This window comes from Limimaricola litoreus (assembly GCF_024159025.1).
GTDB classification, from domain to species: Bacteria; Pseudomonadota; Alphaproteobacteria; order Rhodobacterales; family Rhodobacteraceae; genus Limimaricola; species Limimaricola litoreus.
The window spans coordinates 1-18156 of record NZ_JAMYXC010000014.1; the positions used below are offsets into that span (position 1 = coordinate 1).

The 18156-nt window shown below is 68.2% G+C and carries 16 protein-coding genes; 7 read left to right on the plus strand and 9 right to left on the minus strand.

The annotated features are described in order from the left end of the window. The first annotated feature begins 225 nt into the window (after nucleotides 1-225). From ftsH to folD, 6 genes are all read left to right on the plus strand, one after another. Complete coding sequence (gene ftsH, locus NHG85_RS00735) at nucleotides 226-2157, plus strand: ATP-dependent zinc metalloprotease FtsH (RefSeq protein ID WP_253328846.1); 1932 nt, start codon at nucleotides 226-228, stop codon at nucleotides 2155-2157. A gap of 181 nt (nucleotides 2158-2338) precedes the next feature. Then, nucleotides 2339-2929 carry a hypothetical protein gene (locus NHG85_RS00740; RefSeq protein ID WP_253328848.1) on the plus strand — a complete coding sequence of 197 codons (591 nt, stop codon included), beginning with the start codon at nucleotides 2339-2341 and terminating at the stop codon, nucleotides 2927-2929. Continuing rightward, a complete protein-coding gene (locus NHG85_RS00745; RefSeq protein WP_253328851.1) occupies nucleotides 2930-3529 on the plus strand; it encodes an MOSC domain-containing protein in 600 nt (199 codons plus the stop codon). A gap of 80 nt (nucleotides 3530-3609) precedes the next feature. Continuing rightward, nucleotides 3610-5286 (plus strand): formate--tetrahydrofolate ligase, encoded by a 1677-nt coding sequence (locus tag NHG85_RS00750; protein WP_253328854.1) that lies wholly within the window; start codon nucleotides 3610-3612, stop codon nucleotides 5284-5286. 51 nt (nucleotides 5287-5337) lie between these two features. Beyond that, the gene (locus NHG85_RS00755; RefSeq protein WP_253328856.1) at nucleotides 5338-5643 is read left to right on the plus strand and encodes a chorismate mutase; all 306 of its coding nucleotides are present in this window, start codon (nucleotides 5338-5340) and stop codon (nucleotides 5641-5643) included. Further along, nucleotides 5640-6533: a bifunctional methylenetetrahydrofolate dehydrogenase/methenyltetrahydrofolate cyclohydrolase FolD gene (gene folD, locus NHG85_RS00760; protein WP_253328858.1), complete on the plus strand. Its 894-nt coding sequence runs from the start codon at nucleotides 5640-5642 to the stop codon at nucleotides 6531-6533. Before NHG85_RS00755 ends, folD begins: the two co-directional genes overlap by 4 nt. A gap of 27 nt (nucleotides 6534-6560) precedes the next feature. On the opposite strand, the gene pdeM is transcribed toward folD, so the two are convergent. From pdeM to NHG85_RS00775, 3 genes are read right to left on the minus strand one after another with little or no spacing between them, the layout of a single operon-like run. Further along, entirely contained in the window at nucleotides 6561-7250 is a 690-nt protein-coding gene (gene pdeM, locus NHG85_RS00765) for a ligase-associated DNA damage response endonuclease PdeM (protein WP_253328860.1), read from the minus strand. Nucleotides 7251-7298: 48 nt separating this feature from the next. Beyond that, on the minus strand, nucleotides 7299-9731 hold the full coding sequence (locus tag NHG85_RS00770; protein ID WP_253328862.1) for a ligase-associated DNA damage response DEXH box helicase: 2433 nt from the start codon (nucleotides 9729-9731) through the stop codon (nucleotides 7299-7301). A gap of 31 nt (nucleotides 9732-9762) precedes the next feature. Then, entirely contained in the window at nucleotides 9763-10368 is a 606-nt protein-coding gene (locus NHG85_RS00775) for a MarR family winged helix-turn-helix transcriptional regulator (RefSeq protein WP_253328864.1), read from the minus strand. Nucleotides 10369-10507: 139 nt separating this feature from the next. Between NHG85_RS00775 and NHG85_RS00780 the strand changes: the two genes are divergently transcribed. Further along, nucleotides 10508-12007 carry an MDR family MFS transporter gene (locus NHG85_RS00780; RefSeq protein WP_253328866.1) on the plus strand — a complete coding sequence of 500 codons (1500 nt, stop codon included), beginning with the start codon at nucleotides 10508-10510 and terminating at the stop codon, nucleotides 12005-12007. On the opposite strand, the gene NHG85_RS00785 is transcribed toward NHG85_RS00780, so the two are convergent. From NHG85_RS00785 to NHG85_RS00810, 6 genes are all read right to left on the minus strand, one after another. Then, nucleotides 12008-13321 carry a DUF8689 domain-containing protein gene (locus NHG85_RS00785; protein ID WP_253328868.1) on the minus strand — a complete coding sequence of 438 codons (1314 nt, stop codon included), beginning with the start codon at nucleotides 13319-13321 and terminating at the stop codon, nucleotides 12008-12010. Nucleotides 13322-13398: 77 nt separating this feature from the next. Beyond that, nucleotides 13399-14250 carry a tetratricopeptide repeat protein gene (locus tag NHG85_RS00790; RefSeq protein WP_253328870.1) on the minus strand — a complete coding sequence of 284 codons (852 nt, stop codon included), beginning with the start codon at nucleotides 14248-14250 and terminating at the stop codon, nucleotides 13399-13401. A gap of 29 nt (nucleotides 14251-14279) precedes the next feature. After that, nucleotides 14280-14849, minus strand: coding sequence for a tetratricopeptide repeat protein (locus NHG85_RS00795; RefSeq protein WP_253328872.1), 570 nt, complete (start codon nucleotides 14847-14849; stop codon nucleotides 14280-14282). A 5-nt stretch (nucleotides 14850-14854) separates the two neighbouring features. Beyond that, on the minus strand, nucleotides 14855-15841 hold the full coding sequence (locus NHG85_RS00800; RefSeq protein ID WP_253328874.1) for a type II secretion system F family protein: 987 nt from the start codon (nucleotides 15839-15841) through the stop codon (nucleotides 14855-14857). Between the two features lie 3 nt (nucleotides 15842-15844). Further along, on the minus strand, nucleotides 15845-16813 hold the full coding sequence (locus NHG85_RS00805) for a type II secretion system F family protein (protein ID WP_253328876.1): 969 nt from the start codon (nucleotides 16811-16813) through the stop codon (nucleotides 15845-15847). Between the two features lie 4 nt (nucleotides 16814-16817). Then, on the minus strand, nucleotides 16818-18156 hold a 1339-nt coding region (locus NHG85_RS00810), incomplete at its 5' end, for a TadA family conjugal transfer-associated ATPase (protein ID WP_253328877.1).

Genomic DNA, 18156 nt, shown 5'->3' on the forward strand with positions numbered 1-18156 from the left:
CGGCCTGCCGCGGCAGGCGCTTCTGGCAAGCCCCGCCTTGTGGCGCGGCGATGCGCTTCTTGCGGCGCCCTGCGCCGTTGCGGCAGGGCCGTTCGCCGCGCGGATTGTCGCGGAGTTCCCTTATCCGACGCTTCCGCATTGAAGATGGCGCGGCAATCTCTATTTTGAATGCATGGCCCGCGCCTTCCCCTTTGCGCGGCCAAACCAATTTTCGGAGGAAATCCCTTGGGCAACGCGCGCAACATCGCCTTCTGGGTCGTGCTCTTCTTGCTGATCCTGGCGCTGTTCAATCTGTTCAGCGGCGGGCAGTCCACGCTCCAGTCGAATTCTCGCAATTATTCCGACTTCGTCGAGGCGGTCGAGACCGGCAACGTCTCGCAGGTCACGCTGGATGGCGAGGAGGTGCGCTATCGCGGCACCGACGGGCGCGACTACGTCACCATCAAGCCCGAGGATGCCGAGGTCACGCAGCTGCTGATCGACCGCGAGATCCCGGTCAGCGCGCGCAGCCAGGAGCAGTCGGGCTTCACCACCTTCCTGCTGTCGCTGCTCCCCTTCCTTCTGCTGATCGGCGTCTGGATCTATTTCATGAACCGGATGCAGGGCGGCGGCAAAGGCGGGGCCATGGGCTTCGGCAAGAGCCGCGCCAAGCTGCTGACCGAGAAGCACGGCCGCGTCACCTTTGACGACGTGGCGGGCATCGACGAGGCCAAGGACGAGCTCGAAGAGATCGTCGAATTCCTGCGCAACCCGCAGAAATTCTCGCGCCTGGGCGGCAAGATCCCCAAGGGCGCGCTGCTGGTGGGCCCTCCGGGCACCGGTAAGACGCTTCTGGCGCGCGCCATCGCGGGCGAGGCGGGCGTGCCCTTCTTCACCATCTCGGGCTCCGACTTCGTCGAGATGTTCGTGGGCGTGGGTGCCAGCCGCGTGCGCGACATGTTCGAGCAGGCCAAGAAGAACGCGCCCTGCATCGTCTTCATCGACGAGATCGACGCCGTGGGCCGGTCGCGTGGCGTGGGCTACGGCGGCGGCAACGACGAGCGCGAGCAGACGCTGAACCAGCTTCTCGTGGAGATGGACGGCTTCGAGGCCAACGAAGGCATCATCATCGTCGCGGCGACCAACCGCCCCGACGTGCTCGACCCCGCGCTGCTGCGCCCGGGCCGTTTCGACCGCCAGGTGCAGGTGCCGAACCCCGACATCAAGGGCCGCGAGAAGATCCTCGGCGTGCATGCCCGCAAGGTGCCGCTCGGCCCGGATGTCGATCTGCGCATCATCGCGCGCGGCACGCCCGGCTTTTCGGGCGCGGATCTGGCGAACCTCGTCAACGAGGCGGCGCTCATGGCCGCGCGCGTCGGTCGCCGCTTCGTCACGATGATCGATTTCGAAAGCGCGAAGGACAAGGTCATGATGGGCTCGGAGCGCCGCTCCATGGTCATGACCGAGGATGAAAAGAAGCTGACCGCCTACCACGAGGCGGGGCACGCGGTCGTCGGTCTCAACGTCCCGCAGCACGACCCGATCCACAAGGCCACGATCATTCCGCGCGGCCGGGCGCTCGGCCTCGTGCTCTCGCTTCCCGAGCGTGACCAGCTCTCGGTGACCTACACCAAGTATACCTCAAAGATCGCCATGGCGATGGGTGGCAAGGTGGCCGAGGAGCTGATCTTCGGGCGCGAGAACGTCACCTCGGGCGCCACTTCGGACATCCAGCAGGTGACCAAGATCGCCCGCGCGATGGTCACGCAGTTCGGCTTCTCCGACAAGATCGGCCATATCGACTATGCCAACGAGCAGCAGAGCTATCTCGGCTCCTACTCGGGCGGGGCGAGCCATTCTGCCGAGACGCAGAAGGTCATCGACGAGGAGGTCCGCCGGATCATCGACGAAGGCTACGAGACCGCCAAGCGCATCCTGACCGAGCGGCGCGAGGATCTGGAACGGCTGGCGCAGGGGCTGTTGGAATACGAGACGCTGACCGGCAACGAGATCACCCGCGTGATCGCCGGTGAGCCGCTCAACCGCGGCGATGATGACGACAGCCAGAAGCCCGAGCAGGGCGGCGGTGCCTCGGTTACCGCGATCCCCAAGACGCGCAAGCCCAAGGCCACCGAGGGCAAGCCCGACAACGGGCTGGAGCCCGAACCCTCCGCTTGAGGCTGTACCAGCTTCGAAAAGCCTCCGCTTCGGCGGGGCTTTTCCCTGTCCGGCCCCGGGCCGGGCAGGGGGCACTCCGGCCGCAGGCCGGAGTCTTCGTGTCTTCAGCCAGCCGAAAGACCTTCATGGCCCATTCCCGTTGCCAATCATGACGGCTCACCGCCATTTCGCCGCCGTCACGATGCTGACCTTCGCCGTTCTGCTGGTCGCCTACGTCCTCTTTGGGGCGGAGGCGGCCATCCGCTCCGAGTCCGGAGCGGTGGAGCGCATGTCTTTGGTGATCCTGCTCTACGCCATGGTCTTGGCGGTCCTGCTGACACGGCAGATCGGCGCGCGATACTGGCATCTGCCTGCCCTGCTCGGGATCTTCGCGCTGCGGGAACTCGATTTCCACGACTGGTTCTTCGAGCCGGGCCTCCTGCATGTCGGCATCTTCGACGCTCCGGTGCCGTTGTGGCAAAAGGCGGTCTCGGGACTGACGATGCTGCTGATCCTGGTGACTCTGGGGCGGGTGGTGCTGCTTGGCACCAGGCCCTTTCTTATCGGGCTGTGGCGCCGGGCCCGGTGGAGCTGGGCACTGGCAGGCGCCGGGGCGCTGGCGGTGCTGTCGGTCGTGTTCGACGAAACGCGCGAAGCCTGGTTCGAGGCGACCGGCGTAGATTACAGCTGGAAATCGGTGATGAGCATAGCCGAGGAGCTGGCCGAGCTTGGCATGGCCTTGTTGATCGTGCTGGCATTGCTGCTGGCGCTCCGGCCCCGGAAGGCAGGCTGAATGCCGGCTTTGGTCCCTACCGAATTCACCGGCCGGGTCACCTGGCTCGGCCGCGTGCCGCATCGCAACGCCAAGCCGATCGAGACGCAGGCCTTGACCGAGATGACACTCGGCTTCGGCGGGCTGGAGGGCGAGGTCCACGCCGGGCGAACCCGCCCCTCCTGTGAGCGCGTCACCGCGCAGCACCCCAAGGGCACCGAGATCGCCAATACCCGACAGCTCAGCCTCGTCGGCGCCGAAGAGCTGGCCCGGATCGCCGCGACGCTGGGGCTGGAGACGATCGATCCCGCGTGGCTCGGCGCTTCGGTGGTGATCGCGGGCCTGCCGGATTTCAGCCATCTGCCACCCTCGGCGCGGCTGCAGGGACCCGATGGCTGCACCCTCGTGGTGGACATGCAGAACCGTCCCTGCCAGTTCCCGGCGATGACGATCGAGGCCGCGCGGCCCGGCCATGGCAAGGCGTTCAAGATCGCGGCGAAGGGGTTGCGCGGGATCATGGCCTGGGTCGAGCGGCCCGGCATCCTGCGGCGCGGTGATGCACTCCGCCTGCACCTGCCTGATCAGAGAGCGTGGCGTCCGCAGGCCGGGAAGGACGCATAAGCGCGCCGAAAGGTCGCCCCGGCGCGGGACAGGGCCGCCCTGAACGCAAGGCTGGAACAGGAACGGGGAGGCTGCAGAGCATGGCACAGAAGACCGACATCGAGATCGCCCGCGCGGCGGACAAGCTGCCGATCCGCGAGATCGGCGCGCGTCTGGGGATCGGGGAGGCCGATCTGCTGCCCTACGGCCACGACAAGGCTAAGATAGCTCAGCCCTTCATCGACAGCCTGAAGGGCCGCCCCGATGGCAAGCTGATCCTCGTCACCGCGATCAACCCGACGCCCGCGGGCGAGGGCAAGACCACCACCACCGTGGGGCTCGGGGACGCGATCAACCGGATCGGCCGCAAGGCGGCGGTCTGCATCCGCGAGGCCTCGCTCGGGCCGAACTTCGGCATGAAGGGGGGCGCGGCGGGCGGCGGCTATGCGCAGATCGTGCCTATGGAGGAGATGAACCTCCACTTCACCGGTGACTTCCACGCCATCACCAGCGCGCACAACCTGCTCGCCGCGATGATCGACAACCATGTCTATTGGGGCAACGATCTCGACATCGACACCCGCCGCATCGTTTGGCGACGGGTGATGGACATGAACGACCGCGCACTGCGCCAGATCACCGCCCCGCTTGGCGGCGTGATGAACGGCTTTCCGCGCGAGGCGGGCTTCGACATCACCGTCGCGTCCGAGGTCATGGCGATCCTGTGCCTCGCCACGGATCTCACCGATCTGCAAAAGCGGCTCGGTGACATGATCGTGGCCTACCGGCGCGACAAGACGCCGGTCTTCGCGCGCGACCTCGGGGCCGACGGGGCGATGACGGTGCTCTTGCGCGATGCGATGCAGCCCAACCTCGTGCAGACATTGGAAAACAACCCCGCCTTCGTGCATGGCGGGCCGTTTGCCAACATCGCGCATGGCTGCAACTCGGTGATCGCAACGACCACCGCGCTCAAGCTTGCCGATTTCGTGGTGACGGAGGCGGGCTTCGGCGCCGATCTCGGGGCGGAAAAGTTCTTCGACATCAAGTGCCGCAAGGCCGGTCTGCACCCCGACGCGGTGGTGCTGGTGGCAACGATCCGGGCGCTCAAGATGAACGGCGGCACGGCCAAGGACGCGCTCGGCACGCCCGACGCGGAGGCGGTGGCGCGCGGCTGCGCCAATCTCGGGCGGCACCTGTCGAACCTCAAGGGCTTCGGCGTGCCGGTCGTCGTCGCGATCAACCATTTCGAGGGCGACAGCGAGGCCGAGATCGCCGCCGTCATGGACTATGTCCGCGAGCACGGCTCGGACGCGGTGCTGTGCCGTCACTGGGCCGAGGGCGGACAGGGCGCGGAGGCGCTGGCCGAGAAGGTCGTGCAACTCGCCGAAAGCGGCGCCTCGGCCTTCGCGCCGCTCTACGAGGACGACATGGGGCTGTTCGACAAGATCGACACCATCGCCCGGCGCATCTACCACGCCGACCAGGCCATCGCCGACGCCAGGATCCGCGACCAGCTCCACGCCTGGGAGGCGCAGGGTTACGGGCACCTGCCGGTCTGCATGGCCAAGACGCAGTATTCCTTCACCACCGATCCCAGCTTGCGCGGCGCGCCGACGGGTCATGACGTGCCGGTGCGCGAGGTGCGGCTTTCGGCGGGGGCGGGCTTCGTGGTGGCGATCTGCGGCGAGATCATGACCATGCCCGGCCTGCCGAGCCGCCCGGCGGCCGAGAAGATCCGTCTGAGCGAGGCAGGGCATGTCGAGGGTCTGTTCTAGACCGCCAAGCTGTGGGAGAAGGCCCCCGAACGGCTTTTCGGAGGATTTCGAATGACGGCAGCGGCCGAGATTGGCGACATGGCGGCGCTCAGGCGCGAGATCGACGCGATCGACGCGGAACTGGTGCGGCTTCTGGCGCGCCGCTCCAGCATGATCGAGCGGGCGATCGAGCTGAAACCGGGCGAAGGCCTGCCTGCCCGGATCGAGACACGGGTGCAGGACGTGCTCGACAAGGTGATCGCGCGCGCCCATGCCGAGGGGCTCGACACCGGCCTCGCGGAGCGGCTGTGGCGCGAGATGATGGAGCATTTCATCGCGCGCGAGGAAGAGGTGCTGGGCAAGGGAGACGCGACATGAGCGCCACCATCATCGACGGCAAGGCCTTCGCCGCCAACATCCGCGGCCGCGTGGCCGAACAGGTCGCGGCGCTGAAGGAGGCGCATGGCATCACCCCCGGTCTTGCCGTGGTGCTGGTCGGATCGGACGCCGCATCGGAGGTCTATGTGAAGTCCAAGGGCCGGATGACGGTCGAGGTCGGCATGGAGAGCTTCTCGCACCGCCTGCCCGAGGAGACGACCGAGGTCGATCTCGTGGCGCTTGTCGAAAAGCTCAATGCCGATCCGGCGGTGCATGGCATCCTCGTGCAGCTGCCACTGCCCGGCCACATGAACTCGGACGCGGTCATCAACACCATCGACCCGGCCAAGGACGTGGACGGGTTTCACATCTCGAACGTCGGGCTTCTGGGCACCGGGCAGAAGGCGATGGTGCCCTGCACGCCGCTGGGCTGCCTGATGATGCTGCGCGATCAGCTTGGCGACATGTCGGGCAAGGAGGCCGTCGTCATCGGCCGCTCCAACATCGTCGGCAAGCCGATGGCGCATCTGCTCTTGGGCGAAAGCTGCACGGTGAGCATCGCGCACAGCCGCACCAAGGACATCGCCGAGGTGGTGCGCCGCGCCGACATCGTGGTGGCCGCCGTCGGGCGGCCTGGCATGGTCAAGGGCTCTTGGATCAAGCCCGGCGCCACGGTGATCGACGTGGGCATCAACCGGATCGACGCGGGCGAGGGCAAGACGCGGCTCGTGGGCGATGTGGATTTCGACGAGGCCAAGGAGGTCGCGGGCGCGATCACCCCCGTGCCCGGCGGCGTCGGCCCGATGACCATCGCCTGCCTGCTGGCCAACACGCTCACCGCCGCCTGCCGCGCCAACGGGTTGCCCGAGCCCGAAGGGCTCACTGTTTAACTCCGACCGAAGGGCTCACCGTCTTAGCTAGAACCGCCTGCGCCCCCGCCCTGCGCCTGCGCGGGCGGGGTAGGGGACGAGCAGCGGTTTCGTTCCCGTCAGCACCGCAAAGGCCGGGCTGCCGATCAGCGCGCGCAGCTCGGGCGCGGTGGCGGGCATGCCGCCGGTATAGGCGCCGTAGGCGGGCAGGATCATCCGCGCCGCATTTAAAAGCAGGCAGGGCTTCGTGCCGCCGCAGCCGGGCAGGCCGAGCTTGGGGTGGTAATGCCCCGACAACTCGCCCTGCGCGCCCGCCTCGGCGATGTGGCGGAAGGTCAGCGGCCCCATGATCATCTCGGCATGGTGTTCGCCCGGCAGCCCCGCCGGGCCGGGGTCGTGGTTGCCCTCGACCCAGTGCCACGCGCGCCCTTCGATCAGCGAAACGAGCTGCGCGCGGTCCTCCGGGTCGAGGCCCTGCGCCGCATCGAGATCGTCGAAGCTGTCGCCCAGGCAGAGCACGCCGCCCGCGCCCGTGGCTGCGAGGTCCGCTGCCAGCCGTTCCAGCGTCGCGCGGGTCTCGTAGGGCGGCAGCATCGTGCCGCGCCTGCGCGCGATGCGCTCGGATTTGCCAAGGTGCAGGTCGGAGACGATCAGCAGGTCGCGCGCGGGCCAGAACAGCGCGCCGGAGCCCAGCGCGCAGAGGGTCTCGCCCTGAAAGGGAATCTCGATGGTGTTCATGGAACGCCCCATGCCCGTGCACCACGGCGCGTGCAAGCGTGGCCTCCGTCACACCCCCGCGACGGTGGCCGCGCCAAAGGCCGCGAGGCCGGATTCCCTGAGGAGCCGCGCGGCCTCCTCCTCGGCCAGCCGCTCGCGGCCCGCCCCCGCCACCGGCACCCGGTCGCGCTCGAGCAACATCGCGGCGGCGAGCGGGGTGGGGCGCTTCGCGCGCACCAGATCGACCCGGCCACGGGTCCGCTCCAGCATTTCCTCGACGCGGGCAAAATCCACGAGGCCCCGCATCGCCTCGTCGCGCGTGACCCGCAGGATCAGGTGCTCGGGGTCGTATTTCGCCAGCGTGTCGTAGAGGATGTCCGACGAGAAGGTCGCCTGCTTGCCGGTCTTGCGGGCCTGCGGCAGGTTCTTCTCGATCAGACCGGCGATGCTTGCCACGCCCCGGAAGGTCCGTTTCATCACCGCATTGGAGGTGAGCCAGCCCTCCAACCCCTCGCGCAGATCGTCCGCCTCGAACAGCGGGGCGGGGTCGGTCAGTTCGTCGAGCCCCCAGACCAGCGTCGCGTAATCGGTGCCGACGAAGCCCAAGGGGTTCAGCCCCAGCGTCTCCATCCGCCGGGTGAGCAGAAGGCCCAGCGTCTGCTGCGCATGGCGGCCCGCGAAGGTGTGAAAGCAGGCGTGGTGACGCCCGTCATGCGGAAAGGTCTCGACGAGGATGCGGCCGCGCTCGGGCATCTGCGAGACCTCGCGCTGCAGGTGCAGCCAGTCGCGCGTGTGGCGCGGCAACTCGGGCCAGTCGGGGCGCTGCAGATCGTCGAGAATGCGATGCGCGAGCTGCGCCGAGGTGGGCATTTTGGCCCCGGCATAGGTGGCGATGCGCGGCTCGCGATCGGCGCGGCGGGTGACCTCGACCGTCATCTCGCGCAGCGTCTCGTAGCGCACGACCTGACCGCCGATGAGAAAGGTGTCGCCGGGGGTGAGCGAGGAGGCGAAGCCCTCCTCGACCTCGCCCAAGGGCCGACCGCCACGCCCGCGCATCCGCACCTTGAGCATGTCGGCGTCCTGGATTGTGCCGATGTTCATGCGGATGCGCAAAGCCGAGCGCGGGTCACGCAGCTGCCACAGCCCGTCGGGGCGCTTGAGCAGGCGCTTCCACTTGTCATAGGCGCGCAGCGCATAGCCGCCCGTCGCCACGAAATCGAGACAGTCGTCGAACTGCGCCCGGCTGATCCCCGCATAGGCGCCGACGGTTTTCACCTCCGCAAAGAGCGCGTCCTCGTCGAACGGCCCGGCGCAGGCGGTGATCATGATGTGCTGGCACAGCACGTCGAGCGGGCCGGGGCCCTTGGGGCTGCCGTCGAGCTCATGCGCCTTGACCGCCTCCAGAGCCGCCATGCACTCGACCACCTCGAAGCGGTTCGCAGGCACCAGCAGCGCCTTCGATGGCGCGTTGTAGCGGTGGTTGGCGCGACCGATGCGCTGCACGAGGCGTTTGACGTTCTTGGGCGCGCCGATCTGGATCACGAGATCCACGTCGCCCCAGTCGATGCCGAGATCGAGGCTGCCGGTGCAGACGATGCCGCGCAGCTCGCCCGCCACCATCGCCGCCTCGACATTGGCGCGGACCTGACGGCTCAGACTGCCGTGATGGATGCCGATCGGCAGGTCGTCCTCATTGGCGAGCCAGAGCTTGTGAAAGAAGATCTCGGCCTGCGCCCGGGTGTTGTGAAAGATCAGCGTCGTCTTGTGCTGCTTGACTTGCGCCAGCACCTCGCGCACCGCGTAGCCGCCGCCAGCCCCGGCCCATGGCGGCGGGGCCTCGGTGTGCAGCATCGAGATGTCGGGATCGGGGCCGGGATCGGCCTCGATGATCTCGCAAGGCTCGGGCGCGCGGGCGAGTTGCGCGGCCAGTGCCTGCGGGTCGTCCACCGTGGCCGAGAGACCGACGCGGCGCAGGCCGGGCGACAGGGTTTCCAGCCGCCCGAGCGACAGCATCAGCTGGTCGCCGCGCTTGCCCTCCATCAGCGCGTGGATCTCGTCCACCACCACCCGCTTGAGCCCTGCGAAGATGCGTGGCGCATCCTCGTAGGAGATCATCAGCGCGAGGCTCTCGGGCGTCGTCAGCAGGATATGCGGCGGATCGGCGCGCTGGCGCTTCTTGGCGGTCTGCTTGGTGTCGCCGGTGCGGTCCTCGACCCGGACGGGCAGGTCCATCTCCTCGATCGGGATCATCAGGTTGCGCCGGATGTCGGTCGCCAGCGCCTTCAGGGGCGAGATATAGAGCGTGTGCAGCCCCTGATGCGGTGCCTCGGCCAGCTCGGCGAGGGTCGGCAGGAAACCGGCAAGCGTCTTGCCGCCCCCGGTGGGCGCGATGAGCATGAGCGCGGAGGCGCTGGCGCGGTCGAGCATCTCGCGCTGGTGCGGGTGAATGCTCCAGCCGCGCTTGGCGAACCAGTCTTCAAAGGAGGGGGGCAGGGCGGTCATCCCCCTGATCTAGGGTGCGGCCCCCCCGCTTTCAAAGCTCCGAGAGGCGCTGCGCCAGTTCGTCGCGCAGCGTCACGATCCGGGTATCGAGCTCGGCCTCGGTCTGCGCGGCCCCGGTCTCGGACCAGTGCGAGAACCGATCGAGCAGCGGCAGCAGCGTGTCGATCTCCTCGCGCGACCAGTCCGACAGGAAGCCGCCCAGAAGCAGGAACTTGTAGCGCCGCACCGCCTCGACGATGGCCAGCCCCGAGGCGGTCAGCGCCACGATGGTGCGCCGCGCATCAGCCTGGCTCGCCGCGCGTTCGGCAAAGCCGCGGGCGATCAGGTCCGAGACGATCCGGCTGGCGCGCGACGGATCGATGTTGAGCCGCTGCGCCACGGTCGAGACCATCGTCTCGCCCTCGGGGTCGTCGCCGAACTCGTTGGCAGGTGCGTGGATGGCGATCATCACGTCGAGCTGCGCCAGATCGAGCGGCAGACCCAGCTCCGACAAGGCCCGGTGCCCCAGCTCGCGCGTGCGCACCCGCCTGCGCCAGCGCTGCAGCACCGCGTCGAAGGCCAGCGCCGCGCGCGTCACCTCCGGATCGATCCCGGCCCGCGCCATGTCCCCGATCAGCTCCTCGTCGCGTTCGGCCATTCCTTGCCTTCCCTTGTTGCATGTCGTTGACATGCATCTGCCGGTGACACATATCTGGCGTCACCGCATTCCCATCAAGAGCCCCGTCCGCCGTTCTGGCGGTCCGTGCCCCTCGCGCCCTGATAACCCGGAGTTTTGCATGACCGCCACACCCGATGCCATGGAACGCCCCGTCGGGGCCCGCGATGCGCGGCTGCGCATGGCGATCTGGGCGGTGGCGGTGACGCTGTTCGTCGCCTCGACCGGGCAGACCATCGTCTCGACCGCGCTGCCGGTGATCACCGCCGATCTGGGCGGGCTCAACCGGATGAGCTGGGTGGTGACGGCCTATCTGCTGGCCTCGACCGTCGGCGCGCCGGTCTTCGGCAAGCTGGGCGATCTGTTCGGCCGCAAGGCGGTGCTGCAGGGCGGGCTCGGGGTGTTCACGCTGGGTGCGCTGATCTGCGGCGTGGCACCGTCGATGGAGGTGCTGATCGCGGGGCGGGCGGTGCAGGGGCTTGGCGGCGGCGGGCTGATCGTGGTGTCGATGGCGGTGGTGGCGGATCTTCTCCCCCCGCGCGAGCGCAGCCGCGTGCAGGGCGCGCTGGGCGGGGTTTTCGGCCTTTCGACCGTGATCGGCCCGCTGGTCGGCGGGTTCCTCGTGCAGAGCCTCGGCTGGCACTGGATCTTCTTTGCCAACCTGCCGGTGGTGGCGCTGGCATGGGTGGTGCTGCAGGGGGCGCTTGAAAGCCATGTGCCGGAGGCGCGGCCGCGCATCGACGTGGCGGGCGCGGCGCTTCTGGCCGCCTCGCTTTCGGGGCTCGTGCTGGTGTCGAGCATGGGCGGCACCGCTCTGGACTGGAGCGCGCCGGCGATGCTGGCGCTCATCGGCGCGACGCTGGCGGCGGTGGCAGGGTTTCTCGTGGTCGAAAGCCGGGCCGAGGAGCCGGTCCTGCCGCTGTCGCTGTTTAAGCTCAATGCTGTCTGGGTGGTCAATGCCGCGGGGCTACTGGTGGGCATGGCGATGTTCGGCACGATCACCTTCCTGCCGCTCTACCTCCAGGTCGTGAAGGGGCTGTCGCCGGTGCTGTCGGGGCTGTTCCTTCTGCCGATGATGGCCGGTCTGATCGGCGCCTCGGTCGTCTCGGGCCGGGTGATGGGCAAGACCGGGCGCTACAAGATGATGCCGGTGCTCTCCACCGCTCTGCTGGTGTTTGCCATGCTCGGCCTGTCGCGGCTCGGGGCCGATACGCCGCTGTGGCAGGTCGTGGCGCTGATGACGGCCACGGGGCTCGGCATCGGGCCGATGATGAGCGTCGGCGTCGCGGCGATCCAGAACGCCGTGCCGCGCGCGATGCTGGGGGTCGGCACGGCGAGCGCCAACATGTTCCGGCTGATCGGCGGCTCTCTGGGGACATCGATCTTCGGGGCGGTGTTCGGCGCAGGGCTGGCGCACAACCTCGCGGGACGGATCGCGGGTGCCGATCTCGGCGCGATCAGCTACGAGACGGTGATGACGCTCGATCCCGCCACGCGGGAGAGCGTGCTCGCGGGATTTGCCGCGGCGCTCGACCCGATCTTCCTTCTGGCCGCGGGCATCGCCGCGCTGGCCTTCGCGGTCACGTTGCTGCTGCGCGAGGTGCCGCTCGGCGAGGGCTGATCAGCGGGTGACGCTGCCCTCGCGCACGAACATGTTGTCCCAAGCCCGGTCGATCAGCTCGGGCGTCATCTGGTAGGGGATGCCCTCGAACTCGCAGATCGAGATGATCTGGTCGATCAGGAACACCGGCTGGTAATTGGCATAGACATTGTCGATCGAGGGATACTTGACCTTCAGCAGGTGGACCAGCGCCGCCTGATCGAGCGGCATCTTCTTCTTGCGCGCCACCAGTGCGAAGATCTTGAGAAAATCCTCCTGGCTCGGCCCGTCGATGCGGATCTTGTAAAAAATCCGCCGCAGCGCCGCCTGGTCGAAGATCTCGGTGGGGTGGAAGTTGGTCGAGAAGATCACCAGCGTGTCGAAGGGCACCTCGAACTTCTCGCCCGACTGCAGCGCGAGGATGTCGCGCCCTTCCTCGAGCGGCACGATCCAGCGGTTCACCAGCTTCTGCGGCGGCTCGGCTTGCCGTCCGAGATCGTCGACAATGAAGATCCCGCCCGTCGCCTTGAGCTGCAAGGGCGCCTGATAGGTGCGCGACACCGGGTTGTAGACCAGATCGAGCATGTCGAGCGACAGCTCGCCACCGGTGACAACCGTGGGCCGCTCGCAGCACAGGTAGCGCGCATCGAAACGGTTGCCGGTGCGGCGCAGGGCGCTGGTCGCCTCGGGAGCCTCGTCGATGCTGGTGTGGACGACCGGGTCGTAGACGGTGATGACCTGGCCGCCATATTCGATCGCGTAGGGCACGTAGACCCTGTCGCCGAAGGCGTCCCGGATGCCGTTCGAGATCGAGGATTTACCGTTTCCGGGGGGGCCGTACATCAGGATCGATCGGCCCGCCCCGATCGCGGGACCGAGCTGGCCGATCAGCGTGGGCGGCAGCACCAGGTGGCCCATCGCCGCGTGCAGCCTGTCGCGGGTGATGGCCATGTTGCGCACCGATTGCCGCGCCACCTGCATCCGGTAGTCCGACAAGGGCACCGGCATGGGGCCGAAATACTCCGACTGGGCCAGGGCATCGAGCGCCCGGGCCCGGCCCGCATCGGTCAGCTGGTAGGGCATTTCAGAGGCGCCGCCGGTGGCATTCAGCGTGCCCATCGCCTCGATCAGCTTCTGGCCGCGCAGCAGATCGACGAGATCCTGGGTCACGTTGACCGGCAGCTTGACCGCGGCGGCGATCTCGCTGACGAGGCGGGCGTTCATCCGGAAGATCGTCTTGAGCGCGATGTCGCGCATCATCACGGGCGGCAGCCCGACGGCCTCGAGGCTCCGGGGCGACTGCGGCGCGCCCGTGCCGATCGGCTGCATGTTCATCCCTGGCCTCCCGCGCGGACGTGACTGCCGCGCAGACTGGCGCGCCATTGTGGCACGAGAAGGGAGGGGGAATGGCCCTAGTTGGCCGCGCCGCCGTCGAGCGCGCGCAGTGCACGCGCGGCTTCCTCGAAATGCTGCGGATGGGTGTCGACCGCGTCGCGCAGAAGGTCCCGCCCGATCGCCACGTCGTTTTGCTTGATCGCGGCGAGCGCCAGCGTGTGGAGAAGCTGCGCGCGCTCGGTCTGGTCGAGCGGGATCGCGGGCAGCTTGTAGTTGCGCTGCGCGCCCCGCGCGAGGACGAGATTGTTCTTGGCGGTGAACAGCCCCGGCTCCTGGCGCAGCGCGTCGGTGAACAGCCGCTCCGCCCCGGCGTAATCGCCGCGGGTGAGTTTGGAATAGCCCCAGTTGTTGAGTGCGCCCGCCGGCGTGGTGGTCAGCCCCACGGCGGTCTCGTAGAAGCTGTCGGCGCGGCTCCATTCCTCGTTGCTGTCGGCGACCATCGCTTCGAGTCTGTAGCGCTGGAAGGTCTCGAAGGTGGGCGGGACCGCGTCGAGCACCTGTTCGGCGGCGTCCCAGTCATTGGAGCGGATCAGCGCATCGGCCAGCTCGACGCTGTCGGCGGGCCCGGCCTCGGGATGGGCCGTCACCGCGCGCCAGGCCGCGACCCCCTCGCGCGCCTGTCCGGCGCGCACGAGAGAGGTGGCGAGGCCGCGCCGGGGCGCGATGGCCGCAGGCTCCTGGGCCGCGAGCCGCCTGAAATAGGCGACGCTCTCGGTGGGCTCGGCCACGGTCAGCATGATCTCGTTGAGATCGGCGTCGCGCGCCTCGCGCAGGTCGCCAACGGCACGCGTCACCTCGCCGTCGGGCGTGCCGCAACCGGCCAGACCGAGCAGGAGAAGCGCGGCGCAGGGGCGAATCGGAAGGCGCATGGGGCGGCGTCCTTTGCTGCTCGTCATCCTCACAGGGCGGACAGGACGGCGAATTCGCTCACCCCGCGCCGCACCAGCTGAAACTCTCCGGTTTCCTGAGGGCCAGCATAGAACGCGTCGTCCCGCTTGGCGAGGGCGCGGCGCAGGTTGTCGCGGATCATGTCGTCGCCGCCATCCACGAGGCCGAAGGCGCGACGGAAGCTTTCGGCCGCCTCGGCGGCGCGGCCGGTCTCCATCAGCACCACGCCGAGATTGTTCCAAGCCGGGGCGAAACCCGCATCGCGCGCCACGGCCCGGCGCAGCAAGCGCTCGGCCTGGCCGAGCCGTCCGAGTCTGAGATTGGCCGAGCCCATGGCCGAAAGCGTGTCGACATCGAGCCCGCGGGCCGCCGCGGCGCGGCCATAGGCGGCGAGCGCCAGCTCGGCCTCTCCCGCGGCCATCAGCCGGTGCCCCACGATCAGCCCGTCGACATCCGGCGCGCCGGAAGGGCCGGGCGCATAGATCCCGCCCGCAGGCGCCGAAAGGCCGCCCGGTTCGGTGCAGGCGGCCAAAGCGAGAAGCAAGGGGAGCAGGAGAGCCGGCAGAACGGCGGATGTCATGGAGGTCAGTTCCCGGCGGCCCCGCCGCCAATGGTCATGTAGATGTCGTAGAGCGATGGTCCGATCAGGATGATCAGCAGCGGCGGCACCGTCAACATCATCGTGGCCAATGTCATCTTGGTGGGCAGGGTGTTGGCCTTTTCCTCGGCCCGCATCACGCGCTTGTCGCGCATTTCGGCAGAGAACACCCGCAGCGCCTCGGCGATCGAGGTGCCGAATTGCTGGCTTTGCACCAGCACCGTGACGAAGCTCGAGATATCGCTCACGCCGCAGCGCTCGGACAGGTCGCGCAGCACCTGCGTCTTGTCCTTGCCCGCCTTCATCTCATGCGCCACCTGGCTGTATTCGAACGCCAGATCGGGATAGCCCGCGCGCAGCTCGTGGCTGACGCGGATGACCGACTGGTCGAGCGACTGGCCCGCCTCGACGCAGACGAGCATCATGTCGAGGCTGTCGGGAAACCCGTCGGTGATGTTCTGGCGGCGCGTCTCGCGGCGGCGGGTGACCCAGTATTTCGGCGCCATGTAGCCGATCGCTCCGGGCAGCAGCGTCGAGAGAAGCAGCTCCTGCGTCGTGGCGCCGCCCTGGCTCAGCGTATAGATCAGGCCGCCGATCAGCCCGGCCAGACCCAGCGCGAACTGGCTGAAGTGGTAGATCCGCACCGCGGCGCGGGTGCGGTAGCCCGCCTGTATCAGCCGCAGCCGGGCGGCCGAGTATTCCTCGGCATTCTGCGGCTCGAGAAAGCTGGCGTAGCGTTCGAGCTTGTCGGCGCCCGAGGCGCTGCGCAGCCGATCGGGGCTCGCCTTGGCCTCGGCGGTCTCGGGCCGCGCGTTCGCCGCGCGCAGCCGGTCGAGCGGATCGGCACGGCGCCGCAGCAGCATCGGCAGCGCGATGACGACCATCGCCAGACCGAGAAACGCGACCGCGAGGAGAGGCCCCGCGGGGCCGAGAAGGGCCACGAGCCGGGCCTCGATCTGCTGGAGCAGGAGCATGTGTCAGACCTTGATGTTGACGAGGGCGCGCATGACGATGACGTTGACCACCAGGAAGGCCGCCACCACGAAGCAGGCCGGGATGAACACGGGCGTCTGGCTCACTTCGGCATAGTAGTCGGGCTCCATGAGGTTGATCCCCGCCAGCGCCGCGAGCGGAAAGCCCGACAGGAACATGCCCGACCATTTCGCTTCGGCGGTGATCGCCTTGACCCGCCGGAACAGCCGGAAACGCGCCCGCACCACCTTGGCCAGACCATCGAGGATCTCGGCGAGGTTGCCGCCCGCCTGGCGCTGGATCGTCACCGCGACGGCGAGAAAGCGCAGGTCCTGCATGTCGAGCCGTTCGGCCATGGCCTTGAGGCTGTCGCTGACGTCGCGGCCATAGGCGGCCTCGTCTGCGATGAGGCCCATCTCGGTGCCCAGCGGGTCGGGCACCTCCTTGGCGACGATGCCGATCGCGGAGGAGAAGGGATGACCGACCCGCAGCGAGCGCACCATCAGCTCGATCGCCTCGGGCAGCTGCGCCTCGATCAGGCCGATGCGCGTCTTGGCCTTCTTGCCGACCCACAGGTAGACGCCGCCGATGCCCATGGCGGCGGCGACGCCGATGCGGATGCCCGCGCCCGCGCCCGTGCCCAGCGTCAGGCCGACATAGGCGACAAGGCCGAGCCCGATCATCAGCAGCACCAGCTGGCGCGGGGTGAAGGCGATGTTGGCCAGCTGCGCCTTGTGCGCCAGGAGCGAATAAAGCGGCACGCGCCGCGCGCGCATGTGCTGCGACATCTCCTTGCGCAGCTGTTCGAGCACCTCCTCGCGCCGACCGCCCTTTTCCAGCAGGCTCAGGCGCCGGTTGACCCGGTTGTTGAGGCTGATCGAGCGGCCGAAGACGGTGAGATACACCCCTTCGACCAGCACCAGCACGGCGATGAAGACAAGGCCGTAGATGATCGGTTCGGCGCTCAGGGTCATGGTCTCACTCCGCTGCCATGGGTTCGAACACCGAAGCCGGCAGGTCGTAGCCCCACAGCCGGAACCGCTCGGAGAAGTGACTGCGCACGCCCGTCGCGGTGAAGTGGCCGATGATCTTGTTTTCGGGGGTGAGACCGACGCGGCGGTAGCGGAACACCTCCTGCATCGAGATCACGTCGCCCTCCATGCCGGTGACCTCGGTGATCGAGGTCATCCGCCGCGAGCCGTCCTGCAGGCGCGAGGCCTGCACGATCAGGTTCACGGCGCTGGCGATCTGGCTGCGCACCGCCTTGATCGGCATCTCGATCCCGGCCATGGCGATCATGTTCTCGAGGCGCGAGATGCCATCGCGGGCGGAGTTGGCGTGGATCGTGGTCATCGAGCCGTCGTGGCCGGTGTTCATCGCCTGCAGCATGTCGATCACCTCCTCGCCGCGCGTCTCGCCGACGATGATCCGGTCGGGCCGCATCCGAAGCGCGTTCTTGAGGCAATCGCGCTGGCTCACCGCGCCGCGGCCCTCGACGTTGGCGGGACGGCTTTCCATCCGGCCCACATGGGTCTGCTGCAGCTGAAGCTCGGCCGTGTCCTCGATCGTCAGGATGCGCTCGTTGTCGTCGATGAAGCTCGACAGCGCGTTGAGCGTCGTGGTCTTGCCCGAGCCGGTGCCGCCCGAGACGATGATGTTGAGCCGCGTCGCCACCGCCGCCTGCAGATAGGCCGCCATCTCCTCGGTCATGGCGCCGAAGCGCACGAGATCGTCGATGCCGAGCTTGTCCTTCTTGAACTTGCGGATCGACACGAGGCTGCCGTCGACCGCGATCGGGCCGACCATGGCGTTGAAGCGCGAGCCGTCCGCGAGGCGGGCGTCGACATAGGGGTTGGATTCATCGACCCTTCGCCCCACGGCGGAGACGATCTTGTCGATGATCCTGAGCAGGTGGCGCTCATCCTTGAAGGTGATGTCGGTGAGCTGGAGCCGGCCGTCGCGCTCGACGAAGATCTGGTGCGGGCCGTTGACCAGGATGTCGTTGACCGTGTCGTCCTTGAGCAGGGTTTCGAGCGGACCGAGCCCGGTGACCTCGAAATAGAGATCCTGTGTCAGGCTCTGGCGCTCCTCGCGGTTGAGCGCCACGCCCATCTCCTCGAGCCTCTCGGTGGCGATGGCGTTGATCTCGGCGCGCAGGTCCTGCTCGCTGGCCTTTTCGAGCGCGGCGAGGTTCAGCGTGTCGAGCAGCGCCTTATGCACCTCGAGCTTGATCTCCGCAAAGCGCTCCTTGCGGCGGCGCTCCTTGTCGGCGGGGGCGGCCTCGGCGGCGGGGCCGGGGCGGCGGACGGGGGGCTGC